Genomic DNA, 23,997 nt, shown 5'->3' with positions numbered 1-23,997 from the left:
ATGTGCGCAACGGAAAGTGATATTTTCAGATAAGCGGAGACCGCCATGACGCGCTTGCGCGACATACGTGCCCAGTTCCTTGGCTATTTCGAAGGGAACGACCACGAAGTGGTGGCCTCCAGCCCGCTCGTGCCGAAAGATGACCCGACCCTGCTTTTCACCAATGCGGGCATGGTCCAGTTCAAGAACGTGTTCACGGGCGCTGAGAAGCGGGCCAATCCGCGTGCGGTCTCCTCGCAGAAATGCGTCCGTGCGGGCGGCAAGCATAATGACCTAGATAATGTCGGCTATACGGCACGCCACCACACCTTCTTTGAAATGCTGGGGAATTTCTCCTTCGGCGACTATTTCAAGGAAGAGGCGATCCACCATGCCTGGACGCTGGTGACGAAGGATTTTGCCCTGCCCAAGGACAGGCTGCTGGTCACGGTTTATGCCGATGATGATGATGCGGCAGCGTTGTGGAAGAAGATCGCCGGCCTCCCCGAAGAGCGGATCATCCGCATCGCCACATCGGACAATTTCTGGATGATGGGCGATACCGGTCCGTGCGGGCCCTGCTCGGAGATATTCTTCGACCATGGCGAACATATCCCCGGTGGCCCTCCGGGTAGTGCGGACGAGGATGGTGACCGCTTCATCGAGATCTGGAATCTCGTCTTCATGCAGTTCGACCAGCAGGCCGATGGCTCGCGCCGCGCGCTGCCCAAGCCGTCCATCGATACCGGCATGGGGCTGGAGCGGGTGGCGGCCGTGCTGCAGGGCAAGCACAATAATTACGAGATAGACCTGTTCGCGAACCTGATCGCGGCCGGCGAAGAGGCGCTCAAAGTGAAGGCGCAAGGCGATGCGCTGGCCAGCCACCGCGTCATTGCTGATCATTTGCGCGCTACCAGCTTCCTGATTGCCGATGGGGTGACGCCGTCCAATGAGGGGCGGGGCTATGTGCTGCGCCGGATCATGCGCCGCGCCATGCGTCATGCGCATATTCTGGGCGCAACCGAGCCGGTCATCTACACGCTGGCGCCGGTGCTGGCAGCCGAGATGGGCGATGCCTTCCCGGAGCTGAACCGCGCGCTGCCCGTTATCGAGGAGACGCTGCGCGGCGAGGAGGAGCGTTTCCAGCGCACGCTGGGCCGTGGCCTTACCCTGCTGGAAGAGGCGATCGAGCAGCTTCCTGAAGGCGCGGCTTTGCCCGGCGAAACGGCCTTCAAGCTTTATGACACGTATGGTTTCCCGCTGGATCTCACGCAGGATGCCCTGCGGGCCAAGGGCCTGTCGGTTGACGAGGCGGGGTTCAACACCGCCATGGAGCGCCAGCGCGCCGAGGCGCGCGCCCACTGGCAAGGATCAGGCGATGCCGCGGGCGATGCGGTGTGGTTTGCCGTGCGCGATGTCACAGGCTCCACGCAATTCCTTGGCTATAGCGAGCTGTCGGCCAAAGGCGCGATCAAGGCGATTGTGGCCGATGGCGGCATGCAGGAAAGCCTCACTGACGGCTCCCGCGCCGAGCTGGTGTTCGACCGTACGCCCTTCTACGCCGAATCCGGCGGCCAGGTCGGTGATACCGGCGAAATCCGCTTTGCCGGCGGCGCGCGCTTCGTCGTTGAGGACGTGAAGAAGCGCGCGGGCGATGTGTTTGCCCATATCGGCGCGCTGGAAGGCGGCGCCATCAAGACAGGCGATGAAGCTGAACTACTGGTGGATGCGCAGCGGCGTGACCGTACGCGTTCCAACCACTCGGCGACCCACCTCATGCACTCGGCCCTGCGCAACGTGCTCGGCCCGCATGTCGCGCAGAAAGGCTCCTATGTGGGCCCCGACCGGCTGCGCTTTGATTTCTCCCACGGCCGCGCGCTTTCGCCTTCTGATATAGCCGCCATCGAGGCGGAGGTGAACGCGGTCGTGCGCCAGAATGACGAGACCGAGACCAGCGAATCCACGCCCGATGAGGCCATCGCCAAGGGCGCGCTCGCCCTGTTTGGCGAGAAGTATGGCGACCGCGTCCGCGTGCTCACCATCGGCCAGAAGCCGGGCGAGCCGGACAAGGCCTATTCGGTAGAGCTGTGCGGCGGTACCCATGTGCGCCGTACAGGCGATATCGCCCTGTTCAAGATTGTCGGTGAAAGCGCCGTGTCGGCGGGCGTGCGCCGCGTCGAGGCGCTCACCGGCGAGGCCGCGCGCGAATATCTGGAACAGCAGGCCGGTATCGCGAAAGCCGCTGCCGATACGCTCAAAGTCCCGGTTTCGGAGCTGGAAAAGCGCCTGGCTGCGCTGGTCGATGAACGGCGCAAGCTGGAAAAGGAACTCAGTGACGCCAAAACGAAGCTCGCCATGGGCGGGGGAGGTGGCGCTGCGCCTGCGGCTGTGGAAACCATCGGCAATCTGAAATTCACCGGGCGTATCGTCGAAGGTGTCGGCGGCAAGGAATTGCGCAGCCTGGTGGACGCGGCGCGCGCCGAGATGGGCTCGGGCATCGCAGCTTTCGTCGGTATCAATGATGGCAAGGCGGCCATAGCCGTGGGCGTCACCGACGATCTGGCCGGCAGCGCAGCGGACGCGGTGGCGCTGGTGCGCGCAGGGTCAGCGGCAATTGGCGGCAAGGGCGGCGGTGGACGGCCAGATTTTGCGCAAGCTGGTGGCCCGGATGCCGACAAGGGCGAGGAGGCCCTGGAGGCTATCCGCGCGGTGCTGGCGGGCAAGGGGTAGTTCCATTCACGCTGTCATCACCCGCTTTATGCGGGTGAGCCACGCCTGTGACGGACGTTCAATCGCAAGGCTTCAGGCATGGGTTCCCGGGACCGCTAAGCGGCCCGAGGATGACAGCTGAGGGTACTCACCCCCCACCCAGCCTCTCGATCAGTTCAATCGCGCTGTCGGCGATGACGGTGCCCGGCGGATAGACGGCGGCAGCGCCCATCTGGCGCAGTGTGGGGACGTCTTCAGGCGGGATCACGCCGCCAACAACGATCAGCTTGTCACCGCCCCCGCCGTCTTTGAGCGCATCGCGCAGGGCAGGCACCAGGGTGAGGTGTCCAGCGGCCAGCGAGGATGCGGCAACGACATGGACATCGTTCTCGATGGCCTGGCGGGCGGCTTCCTCCGGCGTCTGGAAGAGCGGGCCGATATCGACGTCCCAGCCCAGATCGGCAAAGGCAGACGCCACGACCTTCTGGCCGCGGTCATGGCCGTCCTGCCCCATTTTCGCGATGAGGATGCGCGGGCGGCGCCCCTCGGCCTCTGCAAAGGCGTCGGCGGCGGCCAGCGCGCGTTTGACCTTTTCGTCATTGCCCGAGGCTTTCAAATACACCCCCTGTATCGACTGGATAGCAGCCTTGTGGCGGCCATAAACCTTTTCCAGCGCGTCGGAAATTTCGCCCACGGTAGCATGGGCGCGGGCAGCATCGACCGCCAACGCCAGCAGATTCCCGTTTTTCTCATCTGCTGCGCGGGTGAGGGCGTTGAGGGCCGCTTCCACCTTCTCGCCGTCCCGGCCGGCTTTCAGCTTTTTCAGCTTCTCCAGCTGCTGGCGGCGCACGCCGGCATTGTCGACTTTCAGCACCGGCACGTCTTCGGGCTCGGTCAGGCGGAACTTGTTCACGCCCGCAATCGTCTGCTGACCGGAATCGATGCGGGCCTGGGTCTTGGCGGCCGCCTCTTCGATGCGCAGTTTGGGCGTGCCGTCCTCGATGGCTTTGGCCATGCCGCCGAGGCTGTCGATTTCCTCGATATGGGCGAGTGCGCGCGCGGCGAGATCATGGGTCAGGCGCTCGACAAACCAGCTGCCGCCCCACGGATCGATGGCATCGGTCAGGTGCGCTTCGCTCTCCAGCACGATCTGGGTGTTGCGCGCGATGCGCGCGGAGAAGTCCGTCGGCAGGGCCAACGCCTCATCCAGCGAGTTGGTATGGAGCGACTGGGTATGGCCGTCCACGGCCGCCATGGCCTCGATGGTGGTGCGGGCGACATTGTTGAACACGTCCTGGGCGGTCAGCGACCAGCCGGAGGTCTGGCTGTGCGCACGCAAGGATAATGACTTGTCGGATTTCGGCGCAAAGCGCTCCTTCACCAGCTTCGCCCAGATCAGGCGCGCGGCGCGCAACTTCGCCACCTCCATGTAATAATTCATGGAAATGCCCCAGAAGAAGGACAGGCGGGGCGCGAATGTGTCCACGTCCAGTCCGGCCTTCACGCCCGCCGCGATGTATTCAAGGCCATCGGCGATGGTGTAGGCCAGCTCCAGGTCCGCCGGGGCGCCAGCCTCCTGAATGTGATAGCCGGAGATGGAGATGGAGTTGAAGCGAGGCATCTCGCTCGAGGTGAAGGCGAAGATGTCGGAGATGATCCGCATGGAGGGCGCAGGTGGGTAGATATAGGTGTTGCGCACCATGAACTCTTTCAGGATGTCATTCTGGATCGTACCTGAAAGCTGGGCCGGTTTTACCCCCTGTTCCTCTGCCGCCACGATATAGAGCGCGAGCACGGGCAGAACCGCGCCATTCATCGTCATCGACACGCTCATCTTTTCGAGCGGAATACCGTCGAAAAGCTGGCGCATGTCGAGAATGGAATCGACCGCCACGCCCGCCATGCCGACATCGCCGATCACGCGCGGATTATCGCTGTCATAGCCGCGATGCGTGGCCAGATCGAAGGCGATGGAAAGCCCTTTTTGCCCGGCCGCGAGATTGCGCCGGTAGAAGGCGTTGGAGTCTTCGGCTGTGGAGAAGCCCGCATACTGGCGGATCGTCCACGGGCGCTGCACGAACATGGTTGGATAGGGGCCGCGATGGAAAGGGGCAAGCCCCGGCAGGCCGCCCGTGAAATCCAGCGCCGCGGCGTCCTGCGGGCCATAAGCGGGCGCAATCTCGATGCCTTCAGGGCTTTTCCACCCCGCCGGACGCCCGGCGCTTTTGGCCGATGCGCGCGGCGGATTGAAAGGCAAGCGCGTGAAATCTGGCGGGGTCTGGCGGGTCATGGCGTCACTCCCATGGCGCGGGCCGCGAGGCGTGCATCCTCCAGCGCGTCAGAGCGCATGTGGATAGCGTGATCTATGGCTGCGTCTGCCGATGCGCTGTCGCGCCGCCCGGCGAGCCAGACCGCGTTTGCTCCGGCGGCCTTCAGCGCAGAGGCCAGCTCGGCGGCATGGTCGCCATAGGCCTCATCACTGCCGCAAATTATGGCGAGGGGGGAGCCGGAGTCTTTGAAGGCGTCCACACAGGCTTGCGCGCTGTCATGGGCCATGGCGGGCGTTGCGCGCAGACCCGCGACACCCAGCCGGTTGATGGCAAAGCCTGCGCGGGCGTTGAATTCGGGCAGGGTGCCAAGCGTCGCCAGAAATACCGGCCCCGGCGCGGCGGCTTCCACCTTCACGCGGACCTGCTCGAACGGCTCAGCCGTGCGCATGGGCGCGGGCAGGGGAACGGAATCCACTGGCTGATCACCAAAGGCGGAGCCGGAGACTGAGGGCGGGCTGTAGGCCGCGTCATCGGCTTTCAGTACGCGCGGATCGAGATCCGGATAGGCGGTGACGCCGATAACCGGCTCCTTGCCGGTTGAAACCAGTTTCATCAGGCTGTCCGCAGCCTTGGCGATGTCGGCTTTCCAGGCGTCAGAGCGCATTGCTGCACTTGCGCCTCCAAGACCAATGATGCGCTGCATCTCGCTCCAGGCGGCCTCTGCCAGCCTGTGGCTCAACGTCTCGTGCAGATAGCTGCCACCGGCCGGGTCATTGACCTTTCCGGCGTGGCTCTCCTCGGCCAGCAATATGTGCAGATTACGCGCAAGACGGCGCGAAAACGGCGTGGAACGGCCCGAAGCGCGCGTCATGGGGGTAATGGTCAGCGCATCCGCACCGCCCGCCGTGGCGGCGAAGCCTGCACAGGCGGCCCGGATGAGGTTGGTCCACGGGTCAATCGCGGACAGACCCCGCTCGGCTGTGGTGGCATGCAGATAAAGCGCAGCGCGGTCATCGCTGACGCCCCAGGCATCCATCATTTGCGCCCAGATCAGGCGCATGGCGCGCAGCTTGGCAATCGTCAGATGGATGTCGGTATCGGCGGCCAGCTCCAGCTCTATCGTGGCGGCGGCGTTGCCCGCCTCCCAGCCTGAATTGACCAGCGCCTCGATGGCCTCGGCTGCGCTGGCAGCGGCAAAGGCAAGTTCCTGCACCTCGGTGCCACCGGCCTCGAACACGGCGCGGCCATCGGCCCGGAAGGCGCGGATGGCGGGCGAGATTTCGCGGGCGCGGGCGGCCAGCGCGATGCGCTTGCCAGCCTCCTGCCCCAGCGCGGCCGACAGGCCCAGACCGGCCCCGGCTACACTGTCGCGGGTCTTGAGCACGGCCAGAAGCAGGTCCGCCGCCTCGATGTCCCATGGTCCTGCGCGCAAATGCACCGGGGCCAAGTCCAGCATCACATCGGCGAGGGTAGCTTCCAGCTCGTCTGCATGACGCGCGGCGATTCCCGATTTCCCTGCCGGGTCGATCAGCAGGGTGATCTCGCTCGCACCGCCGGCCAGATCGGCCAGGATTGCAGTATTGGCGTCGCGCGGGGCGGGGGTGTCGTGCGCCTGGCGCATCGCCCAGGGCAGATAGGTATCGCGCGCAAGGATGCGGCCGCGCGTGAAGGGCGTTGTCCCCGGCAGGGCGGAATTGAGCTGCGCAGCGTTGTGGGACGCATATAGCGGGCCGCGTGCAATATCGTCGCGCGTGCGGCGCACAAGCGTGTCGATGGACTTTCCGGCCAGTGCCTTTTGCGCGAGCACCTCCCACGCATCCGGCGTGGCGGGCGCAAATCCGTCAGCGAGCGGTGTGATCTGATCTGTCATGGTGCCAGTGACTATACCGGCAGGGCGCGAGAGGGAAGTTCCCGCTTCCACAAGGCGCGTGCCCAAACTGAAAAGGCCGCCCCTAGCGGGGGCGGCCCATCCAGCCGACACTGGGTCGGGATTTACGTGTAGTCAGGCGCTGTATTATTCGCCGCCTTCACCACCGCCGCCGAGGCTGCCCGAGACAGTCTCGAAGGTTCCGCTCAGGCTCGTGCCGAGCGTGGTAACAGCACCGATGATCACAACGGCGATAAGGGCGGCGATCAGACCATATTCGATGGCCGTTGCGCCCGATTCGTCTTTGAAGAAACGCGAAACCAGATTTTTCATCCCACTACTCCTTGTTGTTTAGCTCGCTGGCTGCCCAGGAGCCAAGCCATCCCGACCCGTCCTGAACGTGATGCGAGTAAACACCGGGGAGCGTTTCAGTCCGGTAAAAATTCGTGCTTTATTTTTGGTAAACTGCTGAAATAATTAGTATAGTTAAGAGCGGGTAAATTTGGGCGCCACTCCGGCCGGAGAGTAGCGAGGCCCCTGGCATTACAGCGCTGAGCCAACTTTGGTGTTTCACATTTTTGCGTTTCACCGGGAGGAGCCGGTGCCCAGTCCTGCTGGATCCCGGCGTTCACCGGGAAACGCGTGAGATGGCAAGCCAGAAATGGCGATGGGAACATTTCCCCTAGCCGGTGAATTCCTGCCAACTCTGACGCACGCCCAACTGGGAGAACACGGCCTGCCAGTGAAACTGGAGCGCGGCGCGCTGCTGCGGCGTCCAGCCAGGCTGGGCGACATAGTGGATTTCCACCTCCACCCCGCGCAGCGCGGAGCCAAACTCGCCTTCTACCTGCCGGGCGATTACCGACGGGTCGGGCAGGCGGTCTGTCAGGTCCTGACGTGCCTGCCCATAGACAGAGTATAGCGCCGAGTTCTGCAGCATGTCGGAAACGAGAATGATCCGCCGGCCCTGAACAGAGCGGTCGAACTCCGCTTCCTGTGTCAGGCGGGCCAGCGACTCAATTATGGGGCTGCGGGGCGCATCCTTGGGCCGCACCAGATCGGCGAGGGCGCGTTGCAGCGGCCGCTCGAACAGTGCCTGATAGCGCGCCTCGACCCGGTTCGGGTTGCGATAGAGCGGATTGATCTGTTCGCCGCGGCCGGGATTGCACAGGGAGAAGCGGTTGGTGTGGGTCAGCTCACCGCGTTCATCCAGCTCGAACAGGGAAAAGCGTTCACCGATTTCCAGCCGGTCGCGCGTCTGCAATACGAGGGCCTCAATGCGGCTGGCCTGTGCGGGCGTGTAAAGATCGGTCTTGTCGATGACCAGTACGCTATGGGCCGGCGTTATTCCGACAAGGCAGAGCGTCTCGGGATCGTATTCCTCTGGCTGCAGGACCAGCGCGGCATAGCTGATCGCCCCCAGCACGCCGGCGACAACCACTATGTTGAACAGGCCTACAAGATCCTTGCCTCTCATGGTGTCAGCCCCTTCTCTGCCGGCGCCCCCGCACCGGAAAGATCGATCCTAGCCCGGAAAGGGCGGCTTGTCGTCGCGCGAGCGGGGCTCGCCGCCATGCCGGGCGGCCTCGTCCTGGACATCGGCCGCTTCGCGGTGGCGATTGAGGGCGCGCTGGGTCTCTTCGGCGAAGAAGGTATCGATATCGAGCTTGAGCCGTACAGCATCCTCATAGGTGCTGCTGCCGACAGTGTTGCTCACGCCTTGCGGCTCGCTGCTGCGGTCCAGGGGCACCTGCTTGATGATGGCTGCCAGATGGGCGGCGGAGCGGATGGCGCGGCGTTGCACGGCGCCATAGCCAATCAGGCGGTCATCAAAGGTCGCGCCCTTGAAGGCGGCAATCGCGGCAAAGGTGATGCCGAGGATGAACAGCAACAGCGCCTCAAGCGTCTCGAAGGGCTGGAAGGTGAGCGCGCGGGTGACCGGGGCGAGAATCTCGCCGGTGCCCGCCAGTGCGCCCGTTGCCAGCACAGCCTCGTTGATCTCCAGCAGGTCACGATAGTGTGCCGCAGAGAAGTTCAGGAAGACGACAAAGCTCAGCGCAACGGGGACACCGATCAGCGCCGCAATGAAGGAGAAGGGCCGGTCCGGGTTGGACAGGCTGCGAAGCCCCACAAATCCGACGAGGAAGAAAGCGGCAATCACGTTCGTGAAGGCCACGGTGATCGCCTGGATCCAGCCGCCAAGGAGGCCGAGATCGGACGCCTTGGAGAAGAAATACGCATTGGCCAGCCCCTCGAAGAGAATGAGGGCCGCCAGAATGGAGAAATGCATGATGTGGCTATCAGGGTACTGCGCAGCACGCTGCACCCAGCGGTGCGGCGGCAGGGCGCCGCCGAACATCCGGCCGCGCGTCGCGCGAAAATCCAGATAGGCGTTGAAATCGCCCGACGCGCGGTAAAACGCGTCGCTTAGCCGGTCTACAATCTGATGTGTCTTCTGATCTATGCGGTTCATCTGCCTGACATCTCCCGAAACGGCTGTATCAGCTGTGCGGTATTCGGGACGGCGGCGTGCAGTGGAATTTCCAATTTCATACGATGACATAAGGAGGCCCCCCTCCGTTAAGTGTTCAACCCGAATTAACCGTAATTATGCTTCGCGTCAGGACTTGGACAGAATAAGGCCATTTTGGACACATCTGGGCAGAAACGGGGCAGGGCGCTTGTATTTTCTGCATGCGGCGACAAGCTGGCCGCCAGCAATCGTCCGGAAGGGTCATGACCAGCCACATCGTAACATCACGGCGTTCTGTTCTGGGGTTGATGGCCGGGGGCGCAGCCGGCCTTACGGGAGGCGGAGCTGCGGCTGCGCGTGTGCAGGAAGCCATTACGGCAGAAACCCTTGCCTGCAGCGAGTCCCTGTTTGCCGTCAGCTATACCGACGAGGAACGCGCACAGCTGGTGCGGACGATGGAGGACTGGTCCGCGCGCGCAGAGGCACTGCGCGCCCATCACCGGCCAAACACGCTGGCGCCGGCCCTCTCCTTTGATCCGCGCCTGCCAGGCCGGTCCTACCGCACTCAGGCCAACGCGCTGGGGGGCGTCCCGGGGGAGGCCGGCCGCTGTCCCCGCGCGGCAGCCGATATTGCCTTTGCACCGGTCTGGCAGCAGGCTGCCTGGATGGCGCGCGGCGAGCTATCGTCTGCTGAACTGACCGAAATATATCTGGACCGGATTGCGCGGTACGCCGGCCAGCTGGAATGCTTCATCACCATCACAGCAGAGCGTGCGCGCCGGGAAGCGGCTGCGCGCGACGCGGAGCGCGCTGCCGGCAGGGTGCGTGGCCCGCTGCACGGCATACCCTATGCTTTGAAAGACATTGTCGATGTCGCCGGCCTGCCTGCGACCTGGGGCGCCACGCCTTATCGTGAGCGTGTAGGCGAGGAGACGGCAGTCGCCGCAGCGCGGCTGGAAGAGGCGGGTGCGGTTCTGCTCGGCAAGACCAGTGTGGGCGCGCTGGCCTATGGCGATATCTGGTTTGATGGCGTTTGCCGCAATCCGTTCAACCCCAATGAGGGGTCGTCAGGATCTTCTGCCGGATCGGCGTCCGCCACTGCCGCTGGCCTTTGCAGCTTTTCCATCGGCACCGAGACGCTGGGGTCCATCGTGTCGCCATCTCATCGCTGCGGCACTGCGGGGCTGCGCCCGAGTTTTGGCAGGGTGGCGCGCACCGGTGCCATGGCGCTGTGCTGGTCGCTCGACAAGATCGGCCCGATTACACGTCATGTCGCCGACACCGCCTATGTGCTCGGCGTGATAAACGGCGCCGATGCCGGTGACCCGGCCTCGTTCGACCATGGCTTTGACTGCGATTTCTCGGGCGATCTGGCCGGGCTGCGTCTCGGGTACAATCCCCAATGGCTCGAGCAGGGCCACGAGCTCGACCGGCAGGCGCTGGATGCTGCCCGCTCGCTGGGCGTCGAGCCTGTGCCCTTCGAGATCGAGGAGCTGCCCTATGCGGCCCTGCTGATCCAGCTGGAAGCCGAGGCGGCGGCAGCGTTCGAGGAGCTCTCCCTGTCGGGCGCGGATGCGCAATTGCGCTGGCAGGATGACGAGGCATGGCCCAACACATTCCGCAGGGCGCGCTTTATCAGTGGCATCGATCTGGTGAACGCAGACCGGCTCCGCCGCCAGGTCATGTCCATGATGCATGAGCGGATGGACGGGCTTGATGCGGTTATCGGGCCGAATTTTGCCGGCAATATGTTGCTGGCCACCAATTTTACCGGCCATCCCCAGCTGGTCTTGCGTGCCGGTTTCCACCAGCAGCCCACCCGTACCCTCTCTGGCGAGGCGGCCGGTGACGGTGGCGATCTGTTCGACGTGCCTTACGCAACCAGCCTGTGGGCTCCGCTGTTCGAAGAAGGCACACTGGTCCGGCTGGGCCATGCAATCGAAAGCCGTCTGGGCGCGGCAGCGCGGCGCCCGCCGGGATTGGACTGACAGCGCCGGGAGAGCGAAACGCGATGATTACCTTCTATGACTGTGCAACCGCTCCCAGCCCGCGGCGGGCGCGCATGATCCTTGCTGAAAAGCGTGTCGACGTGCAGCGCGTAGAGATCGATCTGCGCAATGGCGAGCAGTTCTCGGAGACGTTCCGGGCGGTCAATCCGGCCTGCACCGTTCCCGTACTGGTCACACCCGGGGGAGAGGCCTTGTGCGACAACGCCTCGATCGCGCGCTGGCTTGAGGAGGTTTACCCCGATCCGCCCCTGATGGGCGTAGACCCCCTCGACAGGGCGCGGGTGGCAGAATGGCTCTGGCGGGCGGAGTTCGAGGGGCTGATGGCCATCATGGAGGTGCTGCGCAACAGCTCGAAGGCCATGGCGGGGCGGGCCTTGCCCGGCCCGCACGCGGTCGAGCAGATACCTGAGCTGGCGGAGCGCGGCCGCGCGCGGGCGCAGCGCTTCCTGGACGTGCTGGAGGCGCGTCTGGCCGACACACCTTGGCTTGCGGGGGACACATTTTCCGTAGCCGATATTGCCGCCTTTGTGTTTGTCGAGTTCGCCGGCTGGGTGAAGATTGCGCCGGGCGCCGAACATGCAGCGATTGCGGGTTGGCTTGAGGCTGTGCGGGCCAGACCGTCGGCGTCGGTATGATTTGCTGCGCTCAAAAAGCAAGCACGGTTTCAGCCAGCTATCAGTTTGCGCTGGCATTATTTATTACAATCGCTATTATCGTCTACAATAGACCTGTAGCGGTCATCAGAACCGTCAGGGAGGAAGAAAGGCCAAGGCACCGCCTTGGCCTTTCTTGTATTCTTACAGTTCTATCATCACTGACGGCTTGACAGGTTTTTGCTGCAACAGCGCAAGGAATTGCTGCGTAGCAGCAACGGAATCGCGTCTATCAAGTGAAATGAGCGTGAGTTTCGTTGTTGCTTTGCAACACGTGACCCTCAAAGACAGTGTGCGGATAAAAAATGGGCCGGCGGATGAGCCTTTCTAGTGGAATCTGACCGCATTTCCTGCATCGTCGTAACCGTGAATTGAGGCGCAGCGCAATGCTGCGCCGCAACAAAAAACGCGGGCATTCCCAGCCCGTTATTCGCGGAGGAGACACATGAAAATGAAGGTTGTACGCGCGGCGCTTCTCGCCGCTGCTTCGCCGGTGGTGCTGGCAGGCGGGGCGTTTGCCCAGACCGCCGGCGAGCCCGGCGCCCAGCGCCAGGTCGAAGTGATCACGGTTACGGCCCAGCAGCGTGAGCAGAGTCTGCAGGACGTACCGGTGGCTGTTTCGGCTTTCAATCAGGCCCAGCTGGAAAATTCCGGCATCCAGGACATCAAGGACCTGATCGTGCTCGCCCCCGGCCTGATGGTCACATCCACCCAGTCTGAAACCATCACGACCGCCCGTGTGCGCGGCGTTGGCACGGTGGGTGACAATTTCGGCCTGGAAAGCTCGGTCGGTGTGTATATCGACGGCGTGTTCCGTGCCCGCAATGGCGTTGGCTTTGGCGATCTTGGCGAGCTGGAGCGCATCGAAGTGCTGCGCGGCCCGCAAGGCACGCTGTTTGGCAAGAACACCTCGGCCGGCGTTCTCAACATCATCACCCAGCAGCCTGAGTTCGAGTTTGGCGGCACTGCCGAGCTTCAGGTTGGCAATTACGATCTGCGCCGTCTTTCGGGCTCGATCACAGGCCCCATCGTGGAAGACCAGCTGGCCTTCCGCCTGTTCGCCGTCACCAATCAGCGTGATGGTTTTACGGACCTGAATCTGCGCCAGGGCGGGACGACCACCGTCACGGATTCTGAAAACCAGGATTACTACTCCATCCGTGGCCAGCTGCTCTGGACGCCGAGCGCGACTGTAACCGGCCGTATTATTGCTGACTTCTCCGACCGCAGCGAGTTCTGCTGCTCGGCTGTGCAGTGGGACTATGATCCCACTATTGCCGGCATTGTCGGCCAGCTTGGTGGCCAGGTGCTCAGCCCGGCCAATCCGTCGGCCCGCCAGGCCTTCGCCAACACGCCCTACCAGCAGGACGTGACCGACTGGGGCCTGTCGGCGGAGTTTGATGTCGATTTCGACGCGGCGACACTGACTTCCATCACGGCTTTCCGTCACTGGGAAAATGAGCGCACTCAGGATATCGACTATTCGGGTCTCGACATCGCGTCGCGTCTGGACGGCAATTTCACCGATCTGGACCGCTTCAGCCAGGAATTCCGCCTGCAAGGCGTGCGCGGCAATCTGGACTGGCTCGTCGGCGGTTTCTACTCGCGTGAAGAGCTGGAGCTCGGTGATGCCATCCGTTTCGGTTCGCAGTGGGAACCCTTCCTGGGCATTCTGCTGACTGCGCCGAGCGGCACCCCGTCCCCCGCGGGCGTCAGCCAGACGATTTCCAGCCTGACCAATGGTGCGGTCAACATACCGGTGGGTTCGGCCATCACGGCCGGTTCCGGTGTCAATCAGGATATCTACAACCAGACCGCCACCAGCTGGGCGATCTTCACGCACAATACCTATCAGCTCACCGACCGCTTCGCGATCACCGGTGGCCTGCGCTATACGCGTGAGGAGAAAGACCTGACCGCCAGCTTCTCCACCAACTCTCCAGCGGCTTGCGCGGCTCTTGAGGGCGCATTCGGTCTGAACCCGGTTGGCGGCTGGCTTGGTGCCACGTCGGGCGTGTTGCCGGCGGCAACAGTCACCGGCGGGGCTGTGGCAATTGGCAATATCTGTCTGCCCTATGCCCGGTCTGGCCTGGACAATACCGGCTATGACCAGTCGCGCACCGATGAGGAAGTGTCCGGCACGCTGCGCGCCCAGTTCGATATCTCTGATGATGTGATGATCTACGGTGGCTACTCGCGCGGCTTCAAGGCTGGCGGCTTCAATCTGGACCGCCAGTTCAACGGCCCGGTCACGCCGGGTGTCGGTTACACCAATGTCGACACCTCGTTCGCGCCGGAAACGATCTCTGCCTGGGAAGCGGGCTTCAAGTCGACCCTTTTCGGGAACGTGCTGCAGCTTAACGGCAACTTCTTTTACCAGGACATTGAGGACTTCCAGCTCAACACGTTCAACGGCACAGCCTTCGTGGTGGAGTCGGTGGACGAGGCCCGTTCCTACGGCGCCGAGTTTGATTTCCTCTGGCTGACCCCGGTGGATGGTCTCGATATCTCGGGTGGCTATGCCTACGTGAATACCGAGTATCAGACGATCACCACGACCGATCCGCTGATTGCCGCGCTGGAAGGCCAGAGCTTCTCGCTCTCGCCGGAGAATTTCGTCAACCTCGCGGTCAATTATGAGCGCGATCTGGGCGGCAATCTGATCACCCGGATGGGGCTCGATACGCGTTATGTGTCCGGCTACAACACCGGCTCTGACAACGATCCGGAGAAGTTCCAGGAGTCGTTCACCGTGCTCAATGCCCGCATTGGCGTCGGTTCGAATGACGAGCGCTGGTTCCTCGAGCTGTGGGGCCGTAACCTGACCGACGAGACCTATGCCCAGGTCGCGTTTGACGCCTTCGCGCAAGGCCGCCGCGGTACGGCGGGCGCTGATGGCGGGGAATGGACGCAGCCGCGCAACACGGCCAGCTATGCTGCCTTCCTGGGTGCTCCGCGCACCTATGGCATCACGCTGCGTACGCGCTTCTAGGTTTCGCAGGAAACCTCGAGACGGGAAGGGCCGGAGCATCGCTCCGGCCCTTTTCGTTTGCGTCTAGCTGAATGCGAAGGGCGCTAGAGGCCGCGTATGCGGCTCGATTTTCAGGCTGCGCTGCAAGGGCGGGAAGGCGCGTTGAGCGCAGTCCGCGCGCTCGCACAGGCGGCAGGTCAGTCCTATCCCGACAGGGGCCATTGTTGAGGGTTTCAGCTCCAGCCTGTCGGCATGCTTTGCCTCGCTTCCCAGCACAATGGCCTGCAGTGCCGCGCCGCCGCCGGGCAAGGGGCGTGCCGCGACCCGCGTCATTGAGACATAGGCGCTGCCGTCGGGCAGCTCGACATGGTGTGTGTGTGTGCGTTCCGGCATCCGGAACGCATCGTGGACCGGCCAGCGCGGGCATCCGCCGCCCGAGCGTGCAAACGGGATTACGCCGCCACCGAAGCGCTTGGTCACATTGCCGGCCTGATCGATGCGCATGAGGAAGAAGGGCACGCCGCGGCGGGTGGGCCGGTTCAGCGTGGTCAGGCGGTGGGCCGCCTGCTCATAGCTGACGGAAAAGCGATGGCTCAGCGCCTCGGCATCATAGCCTGTGGCTTCGGCGGCCTGATGGAAGCTGTCATAGGGCATGAGCAGGGCGGCAGCGGTATATCCGGCCAGACTGGCCCGCAACAGGCGCGCGGTTACAGGATCGGGCAGCGCCGCGCGCGCCGTGACGGCGTCCAGCACATCGGCGCAATCGAGCAGCACCATGGTCAGCGCTGTCTGGAAGTCCTTGCCCGCAGGCGACAGCAGTTCGGACAGCAGCAGCTTGCGGGCATGAAAGTCGAACCGGCGCAGCGTGCCGCCCATCACGCTGTCATCATAGACGCGCACCGCCGCGCCATGCTGGCGGCGCAGATAGTCATGCATGCCTTGCGTCCGGCCCAGCTCGTCAAGGCGCGCCGCCTCGCGCAAGGCGTCTGCAGCCTCTTCCAGCTGGGGAAAGTGGTTCTGGGCGTTGTCGAGTGCGTCGCGCACGGTTTCCAGCGGCAGCAGGGATCGGGCGGGGCTTGCTGCACCGTCCGCCAGGCGCGAGGCCAGTTCCGCCGCATTGCCTTGCGCCTCGCGATAGGCCTGGAACAGCCGCGCCATCGCTTCGGCCGCACGCGGATGGGCGTCTGCCAGCTCGCGTATGTCGCGCTGGTCCAGCTCGGCCCCCTTCAGCACCGGGTCGCCTAGCGCTTCGGTGAGATCGCTTAAGGTCTGCCGGTCGGATTCGGCTGCGAAGGCACGCACGTCCACGTCATGGCTTTCGGCCAGCGCTAGCAGGACACGCGCCGTTACCGGGCGCTGATTGCGCTCCAAGAGGGTCAGATAGCTCGCCGATATGCCCAGCGTTTCGGCAAACTCGGCCTGCGACAGGCCCAGCTCCCGGCGTAGCCGGCGCAGGCGGGCGCCTGCAAACAGTTTCTCCTGCTGTCCGTTGTCCATAACCAAACCCTCAATGTATGAAATATTACAATCATACAAAATGCCTTGCATCAATATGCTACACGCATTCCCCTTTTATATGACGTAAAATGTGTCGTTGGAGGCGGTAGAGTGTATGAAGCCTACAAGTTCAAACTTGAGGAGGTCATCCATGACCACATTCTACGATCTCGTCCCCGCCGCCGCGCCCGGCCGTTTTGACGGCATCGAGCGCAATTATACGCCTGAAGAGGTGGTGAAGCTGCGCGGCTCTGTGCAGATCAGTCATACGCTTGCCGAGCGCGGTGCAGCGCGCCTGTGGCAGCTGCTCAATTCCGAGCCCTACATCAATGCGCTGGGCGCCCTGTCGGGCAATCAGGCCATGCAGATGGTGCGCGCGGGGCTTAAGGCCATCTATCTGTCGGGCTGGCAGGTGGCGGCTGATGCCAACACCGCTGGCGCGATGTATCCCGACCAGTCGCTCTACCCGGCCAATTCCGCGCCGGAACTGGCCCGGAAGATTAACCGCACGCTCCAGCGCGCCGACCAGATCGAAGTGGCAGAGAATGGCAAGGCGAGCCGCGACTGGTTTGCCCCGATCGTGGCCGACGCGGAAGCTGGTTTTGGCGGCACGCTGAACTGCTTCGAGATCATGAAAGCCTTCATCGAGGCGGGCGCGGCTGGCGTGCACTTCGAGGATCAGGTGGCGGCCGAGAAGAAGTGCGGACATCTGGGCGGCAAGGTGCTGATCCCCACGAGCCAGCACGAGCGCAACCTCAATGCCGCGCGCCTGGCCGCCGACATCATGGGGGTGCCCACCATCACCGTGGCGCGGACCGATGCCGAGAGCGCAACCCTCATCAACTCCGATATCGATGAGCGCGACCACGAATTCATCGATTTTGACGCGGGCCGCACCGCCGAAGGCTTCTTCCGCCTGAAAAGCGGCATGGGCGTCGAGCATTGTATCAAGCGGGGCCTCGCCTACGCCAAGGTGGCAGACCTCCTCTGGTGGGAAACGTCCAAGCCGAACCTCGAAGAGGCCAAGCGCTTTGCCGAAGCCATCCAGAAAGCCTATCCCGGCAAGATGATGGCATATAACTGCTCGCCCTCGTTCAACTGGGAGGCCAATCTCGACAAGGCGACCATCGAGACCTACCAGCGCGAGCTGGGTGCGATGGGCTACAAGTTCCAGTTCGTGACCCTGGCCGGCTTCCACCAGCTCAATTACGGCATGTTCGAGCTGGCCCGCGGCTATCGCGACCGTGGCATGGGTGCGTATTCCGAGCTGCAACAGGCCGAGTTCGGTGCCGAGAAGGATGGCTACACCGCCACGCGCCACCAGCGCGAGGTCGGCACCGGCTATTTCGACAAGGTGAATCTCACCCTGTCGGGTGGCAATGCCTCCACCACCGCCATGGGCGAGAGCACCGAAACCGCCCAGTTCAAGGCGACGGCGGCGGAGTAATTCGCACCTCTTATGCGTCATTCCGGGCGCACGCTGGTTTCTCCCCCCGGTCACGGGGGGAGGACGTCGCTCCCCTCTTGCGTTTCACCGGCGAAAGCCGGTGCCCAGTCAATTTCTGGGTCCCGGCTTGCGCCGGGAAAACGAATGAAAGGCCGGATTAAACCCATGCCCCACACCGCAGATCTCTGCGACGCCTACCCGGACAAGGTGCGCGTGCTCGCCCCGCTCTTTACCCATTATGGCGGACGGCAGGTGTTTCAAGGCGCCGTAGAGACGATCCTCGCCTATGAGGACAATTCGCGGGTTCGCGAAGCGCTGTCGGAAGACGGTGGTGGCCGGGTGCTGGTGATCGATGGCGGCGCGAGCCTTCGCCGCTCCATGGTCGGCGGCGATCTGGCAAAACTTGCAGCGGCAAATGCATGGGCGGGCATTCTGGTCCATGGCGCGGTGCGCGATGCGCACGAGCTGGAGGCAGAACAGCTGGGCGTGCTGGCCCTTGGCCTCATCCCGCGCAAGACCGACAAGCGGGGCCTTGGCACGCGCGGCATATCGGTCAGCTTTGCCGGTGTGACTTTCGCGCCCGGCGACTGGCTCTATGCTGACCGGGACGGGGTGGTTGTATCGGCGGGGGAATTGGGGTGAGTGACCCTGTTCACGGGGCGAACAGGCTCCGGTTTCCCGGCCCGCAGAGCGGCTCGCAAGCGCGACCGCGCGCCCGAGCTAATGCGAGGCGCGACGCACGGATGTGCGGCGCATCACTAAAAAGACCAGATCCCGGCTTGCGCCGGGAAAACGCGTAAAAAAGGGAACACACATGACCGGACAAGCCAACACCGCGCCAGCAGGCGTTGTCATCAAGGGCGCAATGCGTCCCGGCTATGAGACGATACTGACGGGCGAGGCGCTCGGCCTGCTGGCTGATATCCACCGGCGTTTCGACGGTGAACGCAAAGCCTTGATGACCGCTCGGCTGGAGCGTCAGAAGCGGCTGGATTCCGGCGCTGAGACGCTCGGTTTTCGCGATGACACCAAAACCATCCGGGCTGGCGACTGGACGGTGCCGGCTGCTCCGGCAGACCTCGCTGACCGGCGCGTGGAAATCACCGGTCCGGTGGACCGCAAGATGATCATCAATGCGCTCAATTGCGGCGCGAAATGCTTCATGGCCGATTTTGAGGACGCCTCCACCCCGTCATGGTCCAACATGATGGACGGGCAAATGAATCTGCGCGACGCCGTCCATAAAAAGATCGACTATACCGACCCTGCCAGTGGCAAGTCCTATGCGCTCAAAAAGGATCATGCGGTCCTGATCGTGCGTGCGCGCGGCCTGCATCTGGACGAAGCCCATATCGAGGTCGACGGCGCGCCGATGAGCGGCGGTTTTGCCGATTTCGCGCTCTACCTCCTGCACAATCACGCCCAGCTGAAAAAAAACGGCACGGGGCCGTATTTCTACCTGCCCAAGCTGGAGACGATGGAAGAGGCCCGGCTGTGGTCGCTCGTCATCCGCCATTGTGAGACCGTACTGGGCCTGCCTGTGGGCACGGTGCGTGTGACGGTGCTGATCGAGACCATCCCGGCAACGTTTGAGCTCGATGAAATTCTCTATGCCCTGCGGGAAAATATCACGGCGCTCAATGCCGGGCGCTGGGATTATATCTTCAGCTATATCAAGCGCCAGAAGACCAATCCGGCTGCCGTCCTGCCCGACCGGGGCCAGGTGACCATGGCGGTGCCCTTCATGGCCGAGTACGCCAAGCGCGTGATCGCGGTCTGTCACCGCCGCGGCGCGCACGCCATGGGCGGGATGAGCGCCTTCATTCCAGTAAAGGGCGATGATGCGGCCAATGAGGCTGCTATCGCCAAGGTGAAGGCCGACAAGACGCGCGAAGCCAGTATCGGCCATGACGGGGCCTGGGTGGCGCACCCGGCTCTGGTTCCGGTGGCGATGGAGGCGTTCAACGCGGTGATGACCGGGGCGAACCAGCTGTCCAAGCGGCCGGAGGTGCGCGAAGATGCGGCCGCTCTGCTGACCGCGCCGGAAGGCACGATCACCCATGCCGGCGTGCTGGGTAATGCCGATGTCGCGATCCGCTATATCGCCTCCTGGCTGCAGGGGCGGGGCGCTGCGCCGATCCATAACCTGATGGAAGATGCGGCAACGGCGGAGATCAGCCGTGCCCAGCTTTGGCAGTGGCGCACCCATGGCGCGAAAACGGCCGAAGGCCGCATCGTCGATGCTCCTTACGTGAAAGAAGTGATCGGCGCGGCGGCCAAAGCCATCCGCGCCGAGATCGGCGATAATGCGTGGGGAGAGGGCCGGTTTGGCGAGGCGGCCGACATTCTCACTTCCCTGGCGCTCGATGATGCTTTCGAGGAATTTCTTACCCTGCCAGCCTACGAGAAGATCCGCGAGTAGGGGGATTCTTTAGTTCTGCAACGCATCCGCTTCCAAAACCGGGGTCCCCGCCCCCGAGCGGGGACCCATGGGAAATCACGAGAGCTGGAAAAATGGATCCCGTGTTCCCCGTTTCCACGGGGACAGGCAAGCCCGGGAACCCGGTTGAGAGGGAACCGGGAAATGATCGGGGGACCTAGCCCTGACTTTGGGAAAATGAGCGCCAAAGGCGCGCCTTCCCTCTAAAACCCGCGGTGAATTCGCGCTAGGGTGACGGTCATGAACCGTTTCGCCCCCCTGATTCGTCATCGTGGCCTGCTGATTGCCGCAGGCGCGTTCATCCTGTTCGGCATCTGGGCTGTTTACCTGTCGCCCTGGTCGGCGCGTGCGATGGAGGCCCGCCTGATGGTGGCGGCTGCCAGCTCGCTGGAGCGCGTTGGTGAACAGGGCTGGGCGGTGGTCGAGATGCGCGGCCAGCGCGCCATTGTCAGCGGCTATGCCCCGTCTGAGGATGCCCGCGCCCGCGCCGTGCGTGCCGTGCGGCAGGCCGACTGGGCAGGGGGCGCGGTAGCAGGCGGTATAACCCGTGTAGTGGACCAGACACGCCTTGCGCTGCCCGAAGCAGGGCTTGCCTTGCGTGCGGACCTGGACCGAAGCGCGCTGGTGGTACGCGGTTTTGCACCCGACCCGGGTGCGGCGTCGCGCGTCGAGGAGATAGCGCGCACGCTTATCGCTGATGCGGATATATTTCTGGAGGAATCGGCCGGTCAGATGCCTGACGGCTGGGAGGCGGCCGTCCGTCTGATGCTGGGCGAACTGGTACGGCTGGAGGCGGGCACCGCGTTTCTGCTGGATGAGGGTATTGCGCTGGCCGGGTTTGCCGGCAGTGCCCAGACCGGCGAAAGCGTTGCCGGCGGAATGATGTCGCCTCCACCGCCCTTCGGAGCGGCAGCGCATATACGTGCGGGCAACGCCGTATTTGCTGCGCCGTTGCGCTCGGTCGCGCTATGCGACCTGCTGGTCCAAGCCGCGCTTGGGCCCGATGGCAGCGCGCTCGAAGCGCGCCTGCCCGTGCCCCAGGATGCCACGGATGCTCTGGCGGAAGCCGGGTCGGCCTTTTCGCGTTGCCAGCGCGGCGAACTGGTCATCACCACGCCCGTGCGTTCGGGAACGGCCATGGCCGAAGCGCTGATGTCGCCGCTAATCGCGGGCGGGGCCGACCCGCTGCGCCTGATGGTCCGCGCCAGTGGCCCGGCCGGGGAATCCGGCATTACGCTGGAAGTGGTCGCGCGCGGTACCGGTGAAGACCTGTCCGAAGCAAGCTAGGAACAAGAACGCTATGATGTGGCTGATGTGGCATATGTGGGTCCTGCTGGCGCTGGCTGCGCTGCTGGGCGGGTTGGCAGGGTGGATACTGCGCGGCGCGCGCCCTGAAGGGACACTGCGCCTGCCGCCGCGTGCAACACCCGTTGCCGCCGATCCTGCGCCTGTAGCTGAACCGGCAAAGCCCATGTCATCGCCAGAGCCGGCGACAGCCGAAGCGGTGAAGCCCGCGCCGGAGGCGGCCAGGACGGGCGCGGATGCCAGTGCAGGGCCGGATGATCTGACCCGTATCAAGGGGCTGGGGCCAAAAGCCGAAAGCACGCTGACCGAGGCGGGCGTATTTCATTTCCGCCAGATTGCCGCGTGGAGCGCCGCCGATGTCGAGAAGTTTGACGCGCTGCTCAATGCCCGCGGGCGTATCGTGCGCGATGACTGGGTGGGGCAGGCGAAGGAACTGGTGAAAGGCTAGTCGAAGCGCGTTTTCGTCCAAAGGGCGATCAGGCGCTCGGCCGCTTCGCTGGCGGGCAGGGTGCCTTCCGCGACATCGCTTTCCAGACCCGGCAGGGCACTGCGTATGGCGGGGCTCGCCTTGAAGCGCTCCAGCACCATTGCCTCCACCATCGCCCGCATCCAGCCGACCTGCTGCTCGCGGCGCCTTGCGTCAAACGCGCCCGCGGCCCGCATGGCGCGGCGATGCGCGGTGATCGCCTCCCACAGCGTATCCATGCCGCGCCCTTCAAGGGCAGAGCCGGTCAGCACCTTGGGTTGCCAGTGCGGATTGGTGGGCGTGAAGAGGTGCAGCGCGGCTTCCAGATCGCGCGCGGCGCGCCGTGCCCGTTTCTCGTTCTCGCCATCGGCCTTGTTCACGAACAATATCTCGGCGTGCTCCAGAAGGCCCTTCTTGATGCCCTGCAGCTCATCGCCTGCGCCCGGCAGCATCAGGGCCACGAAGACATCCACCATGCCCGCGATCTCGGTCTCGGACTGGCCGACGCCCACCGTCTCGATAATGACGACATCAAAGCCCGCCGCCTCGCACAGGAGCAGGCTCTCGCGCGTCTTGCGTGTGACGCCTCCCAGCGTGCCGGCAGAGGGCGAAGGGCGGATGAAGGCGTCGGGATCGGTTGCCAGCGCGCCCATGCGCGTCTTGTCGCCCAGAATGGAGCCTTTGGTGCGCGTGGAAGAGGGGTCGACCGCCAATACCGCCACCTTGTGGCCCTGACGGGTGAGGAAGGTGCCGAACGCCTCGATCAAAGTGGACTTGCCGACGCCCGGCACGCCGGTCAGCCCGATGCGCACCGCCCCGCCGGTATGCTCCATGACATCGGTCAGAAGCGCGCGCGCGTCGCTCTGATGGTCGGCGCGGGTGGATTCCACCAGCGTGATCGTGCGCGCCAGCGCGGCGCGGTCTCCGGAAACAAGGCGGTCTGCAATCTCGCTCATGGGCCCACGCATACGCCATTTACCGGGCTTGGCAAGGCAGGGGCACGACATATGATGTGAAGGCCGAAGGAGGCCATCATGCGTCACCCTGATCTCCAGCGCCTTGTCGACTATGCGCTGACCCTGCCCGGCGCAACCGAGCATCACCCCTGGGGCGAGTATGCCATCAAGGTGAAGGGCAAGAGCTTTGTCTTTTTGTCCGGGGGGCGGTCTGGCAAGGCCTGCGCCATCACGGCGAAATTGCCGGAATCCGGCGATGCGGTATTGTCGGTCCACGCGTTTGCCTCGCCTGCCGGGTATAATCTGGGCAAGTCCGGCTGGGTGTCAGCAGAGTTCCCCCAAGGAGAGGACGCACCCGTCGATCTGCTCAAGGGCTGGATTGATGAGAGCTACCGGGCGATAGCGCCCAAGGCGAAGAAGTCCCGCTGACACGTATTGTCAGTTGGCAGGCGGAGAGGCTCAGCGCACGCTCGGTCTCATATTCATGACAGGAGACCCGCCATGCTTGCCCTTTTGGCTGCCAGTCTTGCTTTCACGCCCGCGCCGGAGATGAGCGAGGTCGATCTGCACATCTATTGCAACGCGCAGGCAGGGATCATGACACAATATCTCGCCGATACGCAGTTGGCTGAAAACCTGATGATGGAAACGGCCCAGTGGCTGGACCGGGCTGTCGCCGAAGGACGCACGACCCGCGAGCACATCATGTCCGTTCAGGATGCGCTTTTTCCGGTCAATCAGGAACTGATCCTCGCCGACGACGTCGCGGCGCTGGAGGATCGCTTCGTGCCGTGTGAAGAGGCGTTCAGGGGGTAGTGTTCCCCGGCTACGCAGCCGTTGCGGTATGCTGGGATCAAGTAGGGTTATATCTCAACCGGGTTCCCGGGCTTGACCCGGGATCCAGTTTTTAAGCGCCAACCTTGTGCGGCGGTCTCATGGGCCCCCGCCCGGGGGC

The 23,997-nt window shown here is 63.8% G+C and carries 18 protein-coding genes; 11 read left to right on the top strand and 7 right to left on the bottom strand.

The window, feature by feature from the left end; translation table 11 throughout:
- The first annotated feature begins 45 nt into the window (after positions 1-45).
- Positions 46-2,709 carry an alanine--tRNA ligase gene (gene alaS, locus AB6B38_RS06745; RefSeq protein WP_371394997.1) on the top strand — a complete coding sequence of 888 codons (2,664 nt, stop codon included), beginning with the start codon at positions 46-48 and terminating at the stop codon, positions 2,707-2,709.
- Positions 2,710-2,836: 127 nt separating this feature from the next.
- Here the strand turns inward: alaS and scpA are convergent, their stop codons facing one another.
- The 5 genes from scpA to AB6B38_RS06720 form a co-directional block, all read right to left on the bottom strand.
- The gene (gene scpA, locus AB6B38_RS06740; protein ID WP_371394996.1) at positions 2,837-4,978 is read right to left on the bottom strand and encodes a methylmalonyl-CoA mutase; all 2,142 of its coding nucleotides are present in this window, start codon (positions 4,976-4,978) and stop codon (positions 2,837-2,839) included.
- Positions 4,975-6,828, bottom strand: a complete 1,854-nt coding sequence (locus AB6B38_RS06735; RefSeq protein WP_371394995.1) for a methylmalonyl-CoA mutase family protein — start codon at positions 6,826-6,828, stop codon at positions 4,975-4,977. Before AB6B38_RS06735 ends, scpA begins: the two co-directional genes overlap by 4 nt.
- Before the next feature lie 144 nt (positions 6,829-6,972).
- Entirely contained in the window at positions 6,973-7,158 is a 186-nt protein-coding gene (locus tag AB6B38_RS06730) for a Flp family type IVb pilin (protein ID WP_371394994.1), read from the bottom strand.
- 349 nt (positions 7,159-7,507) lie between these two features.
- Positions 7,508-8,302, bottom strand: a complete 795-nt coding sequence (locus AB6B38_RS06725; protein WP_217979001.1) for a hypothetical protein — start codon at positions 8,300-8,302, stop codon at positions 7,508-7,510.
- Between the two features lie 48 nt (positions 8,303-8,350).
- The gene (locus AB6B38_RS06720) at positions 8,351-9,298 is read right to left on the bottom strand and encodes a hypothetical protein (RefSeq protein ID WP_188451974.1); all 948 of its coding nucleotides are present in this window, start codon (positions 9,296-9,298) and stop codon (positions 8,351-8,353) included.
- Between the two features lie 263 nt (positions 9,299-9,561).
- Between AB6B38_RS06720 and AB6B38_RS06715 the strand changes: the two genes are divergently transcribed.
- From AB6B38_RS06715 to AB6B38_RS06705, 3 genes are all read left to right on the top strand, one after another.
- A complete protein-coding gene (locus tag AB6B38_RS06715) occupies positions 9,562-11,286 on the top strand; it encodes an amidase (protein ID WP_371394993.1) in 1,725 nt (574 codons plus the stop codon).
- 23 nt (positions 11,287-11,309) lie between these two features.
- Positions 11,310-11,942, top strand: a complete 633-nt coding sequence (locus AB6B38_RS06710) for a glutathione S-transferase family protein (protein ID WP_371394992.1) — start codon at positions 11,310-11,312, stop codon at positions 11,940-11,942.
- A 463-nt stretch (positions 11,943-12,405) separates the two neighbouring features.
- The gene (locus tag AB6B38_RS06705; protein WP_371394991.1) at positions 12,406-14,952 is read left to right on the top strand and encodes a TonB-dependent receptor; all 2,547 of its coding nucleotides are present in this window, start codon (positions 12,406-12,408) and stop codon (positions 14,950-14,952) included.
- A gap of 63 nt (positions 14,953-15,015) precedes the next feature.
- On the opposite strand, the gene AB6B38_RS06700 is transcribed toward AB6B38_RS06705, so the two are convergent.
- Positions 15,016-16,428, bottom strand: a complete 1,413-nt coding sequence (locus AB6B38_RS06700) for a short-chain fatty acyl-CoA regulator family protein (protein WP_371394990.1) — start codon at positions 16,426-16,428, stop codon at positions 15,016-15,018.
- Between the two features lie 151 nt (positions 16,429-16,579).
- Here AB6B38_RS06700 and aceA point away from each other — a divergent pair, with 151 nt between their 5' ends.
- The 5 genes from aceA to AB6B38_RS06675 all read left to right on the top strand — a co-directional run bounded on the left by aceA (position 16,580) and on the right by AB6B38_RS06675 (position 22,068).
- Positions 16,580-17,875, top strand: coding sequence for an isocitrate lyase (aceA, locus tag AB6B38_RS06695; protein ID WP_371394989.1), 1,296 nt, complete (start codon positions 16,580-16,582; stop codon positions 17,873-17,875).
- 165 nt (positions 17,876-18,040) lie between these two features.
- Complete coding sequence (gene rraA, locus AB6B38_RS06690; protein ID WP_188451979.1) at positions 18,041-18,517, top strand: ribonuclease E activity regulator RraA; 477 nt, start codon at positions 18,041-18,043, stop codon at positions 18,515-18,517.
- 172 nt (positions 18,518-18,689) lie between these two features.
- Positions 18,690-20,297, top strand: coding sequence for a malate synthase A (gene aceB / locus AB6B38_RS06685; RefSeq protein ID WP_371394988.1), 1,608 nt, complete (start codon positions 18,690-18,692; stop codon positions 20,295-20,297).
- 258 nt (positions 20,298-20,555) lie between these two features.
- Entirely contained in the window at positions 20,556-21,602 is a 1,047-nt protein-coding gene (locus tag AB6B38_RS06680; RefSeq protein ID WP_371394987.1) for a hypothetical protein, read from the top strand.
- A 13-nt stretch (positions 21,603-21,615) separates the two neighbouring features.
- The gene (locus AB6B38_RS06675; protein WP_371394986.1) at positions 21,616-22,068 is read left to right on the top strand and encodes a hypothetical protein; all 453 of its coding nucleotides are present in this window, start codon (positions 21,616-21,618) and stop codon (positions 22,066-22,068) included.
- Here the strand turns inward: AB6B38_RS06675 and meaB are convergent.
- Entirely contained in the window at positions 22,065-23,042 is a 978-nt protein-coding gene (gene meaB, locus AB6B38_RS06670) for a methylmalonyl Co-A mutase-associated GTPase MeaB (protein ID WP_371394985.1), read from the bottom strand. The genes AB6B38_RS06675 and meaB overlap by 4 nt on opposite strands.
- Positions 23,043-23,120: 78 nt before the next feature.
- On the opposite strand from meaB, the gene AB6B38_RS06665 reads away from it, so the two are divergent.
- Entirely contained in the window at positions 23,121-23,471 is a 351-nt protein-coding gene (locus AB6B38_RS06665) for an MmcQ/YjbR family DNA-binding protein (RefSeq protein WP_371394984.1), read from the top strand.
- Positions 23,472-23,543: 72 nt separating this feature from the next.
- On the top strand, positions 23,544-23,858 hold the full coding sequence (locus tag AB6B38_RS06660; RefSeq protein ID WP_371394983.1) for a hypothetical protein: 315 nt from the start codon (positions 23,544-23,546) through the stop codon (positions 23,856-23,858).
- Positions 23,859-23,997: the final 139 nt, after the last annotated feature.

Source organism: Glycocaulis abyssi (assembly GCF_041429775.1).
GTDB classification, from domain to species: domain Bacteria; phylum Pseudomonadota; class Alphaproteobacteria; order Caulobacterales; family Maricaulaceae; genus Glycocaulis; species Glycocaulis abyssi.
This window is presented reverse-complemented; position numbering and strand designations above follow the sequence as displayed.